Source organism: Allobosea sp. NPDC055594, assembly GCF_053618995.1.
This window is the reverse complement of the sequence record NZ_JBSHIO010000023.1, coordinates 1-12,257: the sequence shown is the minus strand read 5'-3', so window position 1 is coordinate 12,257 and position 12,257 is coordinate 1. Positions and strand designations below refer to the sequence as shown.

Here is a 12,257-nt window from a genome sequence, read left to right as displayed (position 1 = left end):
CCACTCAAGGAAACCAGCATGGCGTCGGAGCAGACTTACGAAGGCTTGACCTCGGTTATGCGCGAGCTGTTTCGCGACCCCGCCCTGAACGCGACCCCGGAGCTGACTGCCCGCGACGTCAAGGGCTGGGACAGCCTCGCCCATATCCGCTTCGTTCTCCAGGTCGAGAAGGCCTTCGGCATCAAGTTCGCCACCACCGAAATCTCGCGCTTCAAGAATGTCGGCGAGCTCGCGGATATGATCGAGCGCAAGAAGCAGGCTTAGGGCAGCGATCCCGGCCGGCATCGCAGAAGATGCAAGCGCTGCGAAAAGGCAGGGCCGGTCGCTTTGTCCAAGGAGCGTTCAATCATGCTTCTTAAAGGAACGCTGGTGGGGGCGGTCGGCTTGGCATTGTTGCTCGGCCAGGGCGCCCCTGCCCACGCCGAGAGCGTGCAGGCCGAGATCAGGCCGTTTCCCTATCCTTTCGCGAATTCGATCGCCTTTGCGAGCGATGCCGACATGCAGTCGGTGGCCGACGGGATGGCGATCCATCGCTGGTTCAACGAGCGGCTCGGCTTGCCGATCTCGGATTCGGTCTTTCCCCTCGGATCTTGGGCGGCCTCGTTCTTTACCGGACCGTCGAAGCTGAACACCGCCAGGGTCGGAGCCTTTCCCAGCTTCGCCCTGCTGCTTCGCCAATGGCACCGCGGCAATATCGACCATTTCCATAGCTGGACGGAGAGTTGGTCGCCGCGCGTCCGGGTTCTCGAGGCGCAGGGGCAGGAATTGCGCGACGGGCTTAGCTTCAAGCTCAAGCCGATCCAGCTGCCGTTCCAACAATATCGGCCATATCATGTCCTGAGGCTGCAGTTCGACCGGGCGCCTCCGGCCGATTTGACTCTCGATCTGAGCTTCGCCGACGGGCGCGAGCACAAGGTCGCCGCAGAGACCGTGGCGGCGGGGCGGGCTGCCCAGGTCGAGCGCAGTGACGCATCCGGCGTGATCATCGACATCGTGACGACTGCGGTCGACGACCAGGCCCTGGACTTTGCAAAGCTGACGCGCGTCACACTCTCCACGCCCTCCTGCGGATCGGGGTGCTCTACCCGAATCCAGGAGCTGTCTCGCGATGATTTCAGCCGGCTCATCGCGCTGGCCCAGCTGCCGACCTTCGAGAAATGGAATATTCGCCCCTTTCTCTACACCTCCCATGGCGGCGCGACCCGCAACGCCGCGTTTGGGCCGCCGACTCCCGGGCTTACCGCAGAGCATGCGGAGCACCCGGAAGTGGACCCCGAGGCACTTCCGCTGGCGGCCGACCCGAAGCGCCATGCTTACCTCGTCGACGTCCTCAAGCGCCTCGGCATTGGAGCGATCTGGCCCCTCGGGGGCGAGGAGACGCCTTATATCAAGGGGTATCTCTATGATGCTCGTGATGAGCTGCCCCCGCCGGTCACCATTGCAGGGTTTCATCTCGCCAGGCGGGCCTGGACCACGATCTTGCCGGCCGGCCTTGAGCTCGACGTCTACAAGAGACGGGTCTCGACGATGTACCCGACTCTTTCGAGAGATTTCCTCGACGAGATGATCTTCTGCGAGACGGCCTTGCTCTGCGGACCGGAGCAAGGGACGGTCATTGGTCTCCTGCCGGCCCTCAGCCTGCACGAAATCGGCAAGCGTCGAAGCGTCGATCATCTCTGGTACACGCATTTCGGCACAGCGCGCAATTTCGGAGTGCCGAAATTCGAAGCCGGGCCGGACAAGCCGTTTCCGGAGGTCAACGACGCCCCCTTCATGCAGCTCGCCGATCACTATTACAATTTCTCCGGCCAGATTCTCGGCAACGAACGGATCTGGGTCGTGCCGGCCAACACCGCGTCACGTTACCGACGCATGCGCGAGCAGGTCGGAAGCCATGTGCGCTATGACGACAGGACACGGACCGTCGGAATCGAGCCATGGACCGATCCCGTGCTCGGAACGCTCGTCCCCAATCCGACCGCCGGGACACGAGATCTGCACGGATTGACGATCTATGTGAGCGACGCCGCCCGTGCCCGAGTCCGGATCGGCGATCGCGAGATCGACAGCTTCACGCGCAACGCGGCCGATGCCACCGGACGCGAGTCGGTTACGATCGTCGACGACAGTACCCCGACAGCCCTCATCGGACAGGTGCCGCTCGAGGACCGCGGCATCGCTTTCGCCAGGCACGGACGGCTCATGGGGCCGGAGACTGAGGTCCGGACCCTGGAAGCGTCTCCCGACGGGCGAGCGGCGCTGGTTTTCGTGCCGGATGATCTCGAACTCTGGAACACCGCCCATTTCAAGATGAGGTTTCGCAAATCCGGCCCTGGGCGAGCCTATGCGAAGCTGACGCTGCAGGACGGTCAACTGCTCTGGCTGGGCGAAGGCACACCTTCCGACACCGAGGCGAGCGGCTCGATCTCCGTGCTGGAAGCGGCAGCAGATGAATGGGTTTCCGCGGTGTTTTCGCTCGCGGGCGCGGAATGGCGCGACAATCCGGACGTCAAGGAAAGCTTGGATGGCGGGAAGCGTCTGCCCTTACCGGTCGGGCGTGTCAGGCAGGTCGAGATCGGGCTGCTCGATGCCGCGCAGGATTCCCGCCTTTCGATCGACTATCTCCATGCCTTTCGTCCGAATGGCAACGGCGTCGCACCGAAGGGCCATAAGCTCGTCGCCGGCCGGGTCGCGAACGGCCGTGGCGAGCCGCTGGCCGGCATCGCGGTGGAGGCTGCGGAGGCATCCGGCACGGTACGCTCGACGCTGACGGACAAGGACGGCCTCTATTTCCTCCCTGCGGCATCGCGGGGATCGGTCCTGCGACTGCGCCTGCCGGGCACGGATTGCTACCCGGACCAAGGCACCGCGATCGAGGTGCTGAAGGACGAGGTCGAGATCGACTTCAATACGGACCGCTGCAACTATGCGCGTTCCCAGGGTCTCCAAGACCGGCCGCCTGCGCTCACGCCAAGGGAAACTAAAGCTCCATGAACAAGCCGCAGCTTCTGGCGATCGGGCTCGCCACCGCCGTCGTCGTTACGGCCGGTACCGTCGCCACGGTGCAGTATTTCCAGATGGCGAAGGCGCTCAAGCGCCAGAGCCAGCGCATCGAGGCCGTCACCCTGTCGGCACAGGAAGCGCGGGCGACGCTCGGCGCGCTTCAGGGCGTCAATGCGGCCGCCATGGAGAAGCTCACCGGCCTCGAGGCCGCCCAGACGAAGGCCGCGACCAGCCTTGCAGAAATGCTGGAGGCTCAATCCCAGACGGCGTCGAGCCTCGCGATGATCGAAACGGCCCAGGCAAGGCTCGCTGCCTCCATGCAGCGGGAACTGCGCATGGCGCTACGTTCCGGCGGAACCGATCTGACCGAGCAGCAGCGCGCCGAGCGGTTGGCCCGAAACGAGGCATTCCGCACCGCGCACGGGCTCAAATCGGATGATGCCACAGTGCAGCCCGGCCCTGTCCTGGCGCTGCTCGACCGGGTCGGCCTCGAACGCAAGGGCGGACTCTACGAGAATTACGGGCTCGACGTCCGGCCTCGCCGGGCCGGTCCGATCAGCCTGTCGGCGACCGAACTCGTCGTGCGCGAAGAGCAGTCGATCCTGGTCTGGCGTCCGACCGCCAACCCGGCCCGACCGCCGAACGCGATCGAGATCGCATTCCACGATGCGATGCCTGCGAAGGGCACACTGACGATCGGGCTGGAACTGGCCTCCGGCGAGATCGTCCGGTTCGCGCATGGGTTCAGCGGCGACAACGCCCCCGGCGCCGCACCGGCCAATTTGCCGGCCGACATCGCCGGCTATTTTGCCGCAGGCGATGCGAGCATCGCCCTCCAGCGCAACAATGATCGCCTTGTGGCGGCACTGCCGCCCAAACTCGCAGAAGCGCTCGGCCGGCCGGACGGCAAGCCACAGGTGAAGGCCTGGTTTCTGATCCTGAGTGGCATGTCCGGCACGACGCTCTCGCTGACCCAGGCTGCGCTGATGGCACCCCTGCCGCCGGCCGAGACGGTCACCTTGCGCGGCCGCGTGACGAATGTGGCGATCGAGCGGGGGGCTTCGGTCGAGATCGTCGACGAGAGTAACCGCCGGCGGACCGTGGGCCTGTCGGCATCCGGTGAGTTCGTGCTGGCGGGCGTCGACGTCCGTCGCCCGATCTCGGTGCGCTTCAAGCACCAGAACCAGCTGTATTTCAGCCGTCTCGGCCGCTGGTTCGAACCGGTTCTCGATCGCAACGATCTCGAGATCGCCGTAGCCCCGGCCTTTTCCAATCCGACCGGCGCCAAGCCCGATGTCAGCCTGTCCTCGCTGAAATTCGGGACGGATGCCGAGATCGCGGCACGCTTCATACCGCATAGCCGTCAGCGCTGGGTCGGTTACAATCTGTCGGCGCAGGAGTATGACAGCCTGACTTTCGCGAACAATCTCGGCCATATCGACATCGACCGTTTCAGCGGCAGGCCCGACAGCTGCGTGCGCGTCGCCTTCGCCGGCAGCAGCTTTTCGGTCGCTCTGCAGGTCAACCGTTCCGACAAGTACAACATCCTGCTGGAGGAGGAGCTCGGGCTGCGCCTCGGCCGCTGCGTCGAGGCGATCGTGGTCGGCCGCGACAATGGCGACCCGGGCGCGCTGTACCCCCGGCTCAAGCATGTCGTGAAGGATCTGAAGCCGGACATGCTGTTGATCGAGATCTCCTCGATCGCGATGAACCAGCTCAGCCCGGAGATCCTGAGGCGGACTTATGGCTTCGATTACGAAAGCAGCCCGCTCGACCATTTCGAGTACGACTCGGCAGGCAAGCTCGTCTTCAAGCGCTGGGAACCGAACTACGGCGTGTTCACGACCAAGGCGACGAACGAGCCGCTGCGGGCCGGAATCCCGCTGGCAGCCGAGTCCACCGTTTCCTTCGGCCAGATGACCCCGGAGGTGAAAGACGCCTACAAGCTGCTGGCCGACGTGCTGCGCCTGTACAAGGAGGAGTTCCAAGGCACGCCGCTAGCCCTGTTCACCGGCTTCGACCAGGCAGCCTGCCGCAATCTCTGCCAGCCCGTGGCCAAGCTCGCGGACGGTACGGCGGTGGAGTATGGCGCGGTTCCGTTCCTCGCCAATCAGAGCCGCGTCTGCAAGGAGGCCGGGATCGCCTGCGTGCATCCGAATCTGCCGCGCGGATTCAATGATCGCAGTGGCGCCTACCTCACTTGGGAGAATGATTTCCATCTGAGCCCTCGCGGCCATCAGTGGTTCGCCCAACAAATGGCAGAGAAACTGGCGCCGACGCTTGCCGCCATCCCCGCCCGAGCTGAAACACCGTGAAGGACGGGACCGTGACCACGCTCTCCTTCGCGCCCTGCCGCGATCTCGACGCGCCCAGCCGCCTTGCAGCGGCGGGCCTGGCTGTCGAGGCCCTGCAGGAATTCTATGAGCGACTGCCCTTTTCGCACGAGGATCTGCTCGCCTGCGTGGCGGATGAATTCGACACGGAAGGCTCGGAGCTGGGTGACGCCGTCGCAGCTTTGCAGGAAGGCGTGGTCGTCGGGCTGTTCGCCGGCTACCCTGCCGACGCGCAGGCCGAGCGCCAGCAGCAGAGCGTCTTCCACTGCCTCTCGAGGTTGGATCCGGACAAGCTCGAGCAGGCGCTCGCCGTGCTGGACGAGCATCGCCGCAGCGTTCCCACGGTGCCCGCCGGCAGCTTCTATCTCGCCCGCATCGCGGTCGCCGCCGCGCAGCGTGGCACGGGGCTGGCCGGGAAGGTTCTCGACGCTTTCCACCGGGCGGGGGCAGGCCATGCCGGGCTGAGCCTGCATGTGCGCGCCGACAACCGGCGCGCCATCGCCTTCTATCGCAAGAACGGTTTCGCGCTGGCCGGGACGGAAGGCATGAACTATCAGGTGATGAGCCGCGCGACATGAGCAACGGGACTTTCCAGCGCGGGCTCAGCATCTTCTGGCTGATGCTCAAGATCGGCCTCATCCTGTTGCTGGTGAGAAGCGAGACGGCCCGGTTCATCTATCAGAACTTCTGATCGTGCCACCTCCTCTGATGCGACCCAGGCGGCCCTGCGGTTTGGAAACATGATGCGAATCTGGCTTTGGCTCCTGGCTGCCGCGGCGGCTATCGGCTGCTTCGTGACGGTCGACCGCCTCGTCGCGTCGAACCTCTATGAGGCGCACGCCCTTGCGGAAGCCGTCGATATCGAAAGCACCGACACCTATCTTGCCAAGCTGGAGCTGATCCGGCGCCATCCCGGGCCGGTGGTCGCCGTCATCGGCGATTCCCAGGTCGTCGGCGAGACGATGGCCGAGCATGGCGATCGGAGCTGGCGCAGCCATACCATCGACCGCCAGTTGCAGCAGCGGCTTTCGGCCGATCCGGCGCTGAAGAGCGCGCTCGTCGTCAATCTTGGCGCCAATGGCATGCTGCCGGCCGATATGGAATTCGTCGCGCGCGACGCGCTGAAGGCGGGGGCCGACGCGATCATCACCAATGTCAGCATTCGCAGCTTCTCGGCGGATTTCGACAAGGCCGAGGCTGCGATGGCCAGGCCCTGGCTCGCCAGGCTCTGCCGCGACGCGCAGGACGCTTTGCCGCGCAGCTGCGACGAGGCTTCCTGGTCGAAACGGACGCGTGACCTGCTGGCATCGCATTGGGTCCTGTACCGGAACCTGGACTTTCTGCAGGAGCGCTATCTGGGCGGCTCCTATCGGGAAGCCCTGCACACGCTCACCCGGTTCCTGCCCCGCTATCTGGCCGACCCTGACGCTGCCTCGCCGCCCGGCGACGAGCTCGTGCTCCTGTTCCGTGCGAGGGCGCGCTTCCAGAGCGTGGCGTTTTCCGACCAGCACCTCCAGGCGCAGGCGCTGAAGCGGACCCTCGACTTCGTCCGCGGCGCCGGCGCGCATGCGATCGTCTTCTACTCGACCGAGAATCCGACCCAGATCGGTCAGCTCATGGCACCGGCCAAGGCCGAGGAGAACCGACAGAAGATCCTGTCATTCCTCCAGGGCTACGCCTCGGAAAAACTGGTCATGGTGCCGCCGCTGCCCGAACTCTCGGCGCGTTTCTTTCTCGACTTCATGCATCTCGACGCCGATGGCTATCGCATCCTGGCCCAGCATCTCAGCCAGCCGCTTGCCCGTCTTCTGGCCGTGTCGGCCAATCCCCGCTGAGCGTCGTTCGAAGGAGCGGTGACGAGTGTCTTTCTGGGCATCCCCGATCACGGTCGGCACGGTCGGCTTTCTTGTTCTCATCCTCGCGCTGGTGGTCGCGGCCTGGACCCCGATGCGGCGGCATTTCCTGACCGTCCTGATCGCCGTCAACCTCGCCATGCTGTTCTCCTGGCTGCGCTGGATCGATGCCGCCTGCCTGCTGCTCTTTCTCGTCCCGCCCTTCCTGATGGCGCGGCATCACTGGGGATCGGGCAAGCCGGCACCGACGCGGGCAGTGCTCGGCACCGTGCTCCTCCAGATCGCGCTCTTCCTGGTCCTGCGGCGCTATCCCGGTTTCGACGTCAGCGGGCTGCTCGGCCACCCCGTGGCGGTGATCGGCGTTTCCTACATCATGTTCCGGCAGATCCACCTGATCGTGGATGCCCCCTACAGCACCGAGCCCTTCTCACTCGCGCGCTACTTCGCCTATACGACCGCGGTCTGGAGCCTGTTGGCAGGGCCGATCCAGCGCTATCCCGACTTCGTCGCCGGCCTCGGCAAGATCGGTCGGCCCGGCGAAGATGCTTTACTCGCCAGCGCGCACCGGATCACGACAGGCATCCTCAAGGCGTTCGTGCTGGCGCCGATGCTGCTGGAAACCAGCAAGCTCGGCAGCGCCGCCGGCGGTGAATTCAACACCTTCGCCTGGCTCGCCACCTTCTACAGCTACTTCATCTTCCTCTATCTGGACTTTTCCGGCTACACCGACATCGTCATTGGATGCGCTGGCCTGTGCGGGTTCAGCACGCTTCCCGAAAACTTCAATCGCCCCTACCTGTCGCGTAATGTCCAGGAGTTCTGGGCGCGCTGGCACATCTCCCTCGGCACCTGGTTCCGCGACTATGTCTTCACGCCGCTGTTCCGCCTGCTCGGCGACTGGAGCGGCTGGCGCAGCCTGTTCCTGACCAATATCGCGGCCCTGGCGGTCACCTTTCTGCTCGTCGGGGCCTGGCACGGGCCGGGCCTGAATTTCGTGGCCTTCGGTATCACTCAGGCGGCGGGCGTGGTCGCTGCAGTCAGCGCGCGCGCGCTTCGGGAGCGATTCCTGACGCCCGAAACCCAGGCGAGGGTCGAGAGCAACCCGATCCTGATCGGCCTGTCCTGGCTGCTTTGCTTCCACTTCATCTGCGCCAGCTTCCTGCTCCTTGAGAATTCGCCGGGCGATGTCGCGCGCTTCCTGGGTGCGATGCTGGCGCATCTGGCCACCTAGCCCGGGCAGCGCGGTTGACGCCGGTCCCCCAGGCTCGCTGGATCGCTGCGCGTCCGTTCGGACGCGGTTACGATGATCTATCTTTTTGTTATCGCATCGGAGTTTTCCGAAAAGTGGATTCCACTTTTCGGTCCGATGCTATAGAGCAGGCCCGTGAAGATCGGCTCGGGTTCACGAGGCGGGCCGGAGAGCGTCGAGCCGGAAGGGCAGATGGATTCGCCCGGTTTCCGGCGACCCGGCGGCAGCCAGTTCGCTGTCATGCCGGCTGAACTGGAGAGATGACGATGCGTGGCAGGCTCGCGGCACTTGCCGCAACACTCGTATTGACGGCTGGCGTGTTCGTCCAGCAACCGTCCTGGGCACAGGATGCCAAGGGCGCCGTCACGGTGGAGGAGAAGCAGGTCTTCTTCGTCGCGCGCCGCGATACGGTCTTTGCCCTGATCGATCTCTATTCCCAGCGCGCGCAGATCGAGGCGCTGTCTCCCGCCGAGCAGAAGGCGGCGCTCAAGGCGACCGCGGAACAGCAGGGGCGGCTGCTGCTGGCCAAGCCCGGCATGGAAGGCGTTTCCAAGGTCCGGATCGAGTTCGGCTACATCAAGAACATGGACGAGTATGCCCGCCAGGACTTCAGCTCGATGGTGCGCCACGGCCATGTGCTGCTGCAGAAGGACAGCGATTCCATGCGCTTCCTCGAGGAGAAGCTCGACTTCAAGGCCGGCGCCTGACCGGGAGCCCGGCCGCCCCGGCGCAGCTTGGTCGGCTCAGCCAGCCTGCCAGCGTCCGTCCTGATAGCAAAGACGCGACAGCAGCGCCTCATAGGCGCTGAACTGTTCGCGCAACTGGCGCGCGACGCTGTGCTCGCGCCGCATCCAGTCCTGCGCCGCACGGCCCAGCCCCGCCTCGTCCATGGGGTCGTGCAGACAGGCCTCCATCGCATCCGCCACCTGCTCGGCAGTCCGGCAATTGTGGATCGGCGGCGGCGCCGAGAAGAACGCCCCGCCCAGCCCATGATCGTAGCCGGTGATCAGCCGCTTGCCGAGCGCTAGCGCCTCGAGCGAGACGCCGCCGAAGGCCGGGCTGCGGAACTGATCGATGATGGCGCGGGCCCGCATATAGGCGGGCCAGAGCTTGTGGCGCGGCAGCGGCTTGGCCCAGTCGATCCGGTCGGCGATGCCGAGCTCGGCGATCAATTCACGGCTCAGTCCGATTTCCTCGCCCCATTCGCCGAGCACCAGGCGAAAATCGTGGCCGCGCGCCTTCAGCAGCGCCGCCCCGCGGATCGCGACGTCATTGCCCTTCAGGATTGAAGCATTGCCGTTCTTCCAGTGCTGGCGGGCGGGCGCATAGAATACCGGCGGGCCGCTCGGCTCGGGCTCGTTCCAGGCGGCGGCGAAGGCGATGGCATCGTCGATGTCGAAGGCGTGCAGCACCTTGTGGACATGGCCCATGTCGAGGCCGAGCGCCTCTGCCGCCGGCATGCAGTCGCTGTTGGTGACGAAGACCTCGGGCGACATCCGATAGACCCAGCGCGTCAGCCTGCCTTCGGGCGATTCCTCGAAAGGTAGACCCCGGATGGTTCCGAGCTCATAGGACAGGAAATTGGGCAGCCCGGCCGCGGCCGGATAGACGGACTGGATGGTGTAGCCCTGGATCACGTCGTACCAGGCGAGCGTGTCCCGCCAGAGCGCGCTGCGCTGGATGAAGGGCAGGACCGCGGCCGGGGGCTCGATCGCGAAGCTGCCCGCCGCCGGCATCGCTTCCGCCTCAGCCCCTGCAGGCAGCGCTTTGCCCGAGCCGCGCAGCAATCGCTTCACATAGTGCCGCAGGCGCATCGCCAGGGGATTGCGGCTCGTCAGCAGCGCCTTCATGACGCCGGCGGGCAGCGGCATGTCCTGCGCGTAGCTGCGGGCGTGGAAGGCGATCTGGCGCTGGAGCTTGCGCGCTTCCTCCGCCTGCCCGTGCTGGCGCGCCGCGAGATAGCGGAAGGCCAGGCCCTCCTCGCCGAGAACGAACCAATCCGGACGCTTGTAGCCGCCGAGATCGACCCTGGACCATTTCGGCGTGCGGTCATCGCCATGGTCGCCCTCGATCGGTGCCTCCAGCCATTCCGGGCAGGCCATGATGTGGAAGAAGCCCGGTTCGATGCAGTCGGCGTCGATCCCGGCCCGGCGCTGCATGCGGGCATTGACGAAGGCGTAATTGGCGATGTTGCCGATATGGAGCACCCGCATGCGCCGGCCGAAACGCTGCTCGAAGCGGTACGGCAGGTCGAGCGCGTCCGGACCGGCCGTCCAGCCTGCCGGCGTCATGGGCGCGCTCCGCACCGCGCGCTGCCTGGAGTATGTTCGAGCGAAGCGCCACCCGCTCCGGCGCAGCTCATGCGCATCGCCTGTCCGTCCGTTCCGTCAGTCGCTCGAAGGCCGCGAACTGGCCGGCGAGCTGGCGCTCAATGCCATGCTGCTGCGCCATCCAGCCCCGGCCGGCGGCGCCACGGCCGGCGCGATCATCGGGATCGTCGAGGCAGGCGGCCATCGCCGCGGCGAGCGAGGCGACGTCGCTGGCGGCGAGCAGCGGCGGCGGCTCCGCGAAATAGAGCTCGCCCGCCGCTTCGTCATAGCGCGAGACGAGGCGGCGCCCGCGCGCCAGGCTCTCCAGCCCGATCCCGCCCAAGGCCTGGGCGCGGAACTGGTCAAGCACGGCGACCGCGCCGTCATAGAGCGGCCAGAGCCGGCGCCGGCAGACCGGGCGCAGCCAGATCGTCCGGTCGGCGAGCTGGTGGCGCTCGATCAGCGCCCGCGTCGCCGCGACATCCTCGCCCCATTCGATAAAGACGAGACGGAAGGCCCGCCCCTGCGCGGCGAGCCGGGCCGCGGCCTCGATGATGACATCGTTGCCCTTGAGGAAGCTCGCGCTGCCGCCGGTCCAGTGCTGGCGCGCCGGAGCCAGGAAATAGGGGGCGCCGTCAGCGATCCCGTTCGGCAGCGCCGCCGGGGCATCCGCCGTGTCGAGATCGAAAGGATGCAGGATCGGCAGGCGATCGGTGTCGGCGATTCCGAGCCGTTCGGCGCTGGCGACGCAATCGGCATTGGTGATCATCACCATGGCGGCATTGCGATAGGTCCAGGCGCAGAGCCGCCCGGCCGGCGTGTCCTCGAAGGGCAGGCCGCGCAGCGTGCCGAGCTCGCAGGCGACGACGGCAGGGTGACGCGCCGCGAGCCCGTAGATCGCGCCCAGCGCATAGCCGACGACGATGTCATAGCCGGCCAGCGCCCGCTCGAGCGCCGGCCCCAGCGCCCGCAAGGCGGTGATTTCGGGGGGGAGCCCGGGATCGGCCGGAACCTGGGTCGAGACAGGGGCGGAGGCAGCCGGAGCCTTTCGTCCGTAGATCAGGCCACGTCCCAGTCCGCGCGCGATCCGCGTCAGGGCCGGGGCGGCGGCGAAGGCCGGCCGGAGCCGGCGGGTCAGGGCGAGCAGGCGGGCCCGGCGCCGGACGGCGGTGTCGATCTCGATGCGTGCCCGCGCCGCGCCCGCGGCATCGCCTGCGGCGCGGGCGGCGGCGAATCCGAGAACAAGATCGCGCGGCCCGTGGGCGAACCAGTCGGGCGCGCGGTAGCCGCCGAGATCGACCCGTGCCCAGCTCGGGTTGAAATCATCGCCCCAGTCGCCGCTGATCAGCGCCTCCGACCAGGCCGGATGGGCCATGATGTGATAGGAATCGGGGTCGATGACATCGGCCTCGACCCCTTGCCTGCGCATCAGCGACGCATTGACGAAGGCATAGTTCGCGACATTTCCGACATGCAGGACGCGCGGCGGGCGGCCATGCCGGGCCCTGAA

The 12,257-nt window shown here is 66.3% G+C and carries 10 protein-coding genes; 7 read left to right on the top strand and 3 right to left on the bottom strand.

The features are described from left to right. Positions 1–18 precede the first annotated feature (18 nt). Entirely contained in the window at positions 19–264 is a 246-nt protein-coding gene (locus tag ACWGRX_RS25145; RefSeq protein ID WP_452119779.1) for an acyl carrier protein, read from the top strand. A gap of 191 nt (positions 265–455) precedes the next feature. Here the strand turns inward: ACWGRX_RS25145 and ACWGRX_RS25140 are convergent, their stop codons facing one another. Next, positions 456–632 (bottom strand): hypothetical protein, encoded by a 177-nt coding sequence (locus ACWGRX_RS25140; RefSeq protein ID WP_452119778.1) that lies wholly within the window; start codon positions 630–632, stop codon positions 456–458. A 346-nt stretch (positions 633–978) separates the two neighbouring features. On the opposite strand from ACWGRX_RS25140, the gene ACWGRX_RS25135 reads away from it, so the two are divergent. The 6 genes from ACWGRX_RS25135 (at position 979) to ACWGRX_RS25110 (ending at position 9,145) form a co-directional block, all read left to right on the top strand. Then, complete coding sequence (locus ACWGRX_RS25135) at positions 979–2,994, top strand: carboxypeptidase-like regulatory domain-containing protein (RefSeq protein ID WP_452119777.1); 2,016 nt, start codon at positions 979–981, stop codon at positions 2,992–2,994. Beyond that, positions 2,991–5,318, top strand: a complete 2,328-nt coding sequence (locus ACWGRX_RS25130) for a hypothetical protein (RefSeq protein WP_452119776.1) — start codon at positions 2,991–2,993, stop codon at positions 5,316–5,318. The genes ACWGRX_RS25135 and ACWGRX_RS25130 overlap by 4 nt, the downstream gene beginning before the upstream one ends. 11 nt (positions 5,319–5,329) lie before the next feature. Then, positions 5,330–5,914, top strand: a complete 585-nt coding sequence (locus ACWGRX_RS25125) for a GNAT family N-acetyltransferase (RefSeq protein WP_452119775.1) — start codon at positions 5,330–5,332, stop codon at positions 5,912–5,914. 165 nt (positions 5,915–6,079) lie between these two features. After that, entirely contained in the window at positions 6,080–7,171 is a 1,092-nt protein-coding gene (locus ACWGRX_RS25120; RefSeq protein ID WP_452119774.1) for a hypothetical protein, read from the top strand. Between the two features lie 25 nt (positions 7,172–7,196). Further along, positions 7,197–8,420, top strand: a complete 1,224-nt coding sequence (locus tag ACWGRX_RS25115) for an MBOAT family O-acyltransferase (RefSeq protein WP_452119773.1) — start codon at positions 7,197–7,199, stop codon at positions 8,418–8,420. Between the two features lie 284 nt (positions 8,421–8,704). Further along, the gene (locus tag ACWGRX_RS25110) at positions 8,705–9,145 is read left to right on the top strand and encodes a hypothetical protein (protein WP_291640181.1); all 441 of its coding nucleotides are present in this window, start codon (positions 8,705–8,707) and stop codon (positions 9,143–9,145) included. Between the two features lie 36 nt (positions 9,146–9,181). Here ACWGRX_RS25110 and ACWGRX_RS25105 read toward each other — a convergent pair whose 3' ends face one another. Continuing rightward, the gene (locus ACWGRX_RS25105; RefSeq protein WP_452119772.1) at positions 9,182–10,729 is read right to left on the bottom strand and encodes a glycosyltransferase; all 1,548 of its coding nucleotides are present in this window, start codon (positions 10,727–10,729) and stop codon (positions 9,182–9,184) included. 67 nt (positions 10,730–10,796) lie between these two features. Then, positions 10,797–12,257: glycosyltransferase family protein (locus ACWGRX_RS25100; RefSeq protein WP_452119771.1), on the bottom strand; the 1,461-nt coding region annotated here is incomplete at its 5' end.

Excerpts from the sequence above, each read along its gene's own strand:
- ACWGRX_RS25110 (WP_291640181.1), top strand. The coding sequence starts at position 8,705 with ATGCGTGGCAGGCTCGCGGCACTTGCCGCAACACTCGTATTGACGGCT.
- ACWGRX_RS25130 (WP_452119776.1), top strand. The coding sequence starts at position 2,991 with ATGAACAAGCCGCAGCTTCTGGCGATCGGGCTCGCCACCGCCGTCGTC.
- ACWGRX_RS25105 (WP_452119772.1), bottom strand. The coding sequence starts at position 10,729 with ATGACGCCGGCAGGCTGGACGGCCGGTCCGGACGCGCTCGACCTGCCG.
- ACWGRX_RS25120 (WP_452119774.1), top strand. The coding sequence starts at position 6,080 with ATGCGAATCTGGCTTTGGCTCCTGGCTGCCGCGGCGGCTATCGGCTGC.
- ACWGRX_RS25145 (WP_452119779.1), top strand. The coding sequence starts at position 19 with ATGGCGTCGGAGCAGACTTACGAAGGCTTGACCTCGGTTATGCGCGAG.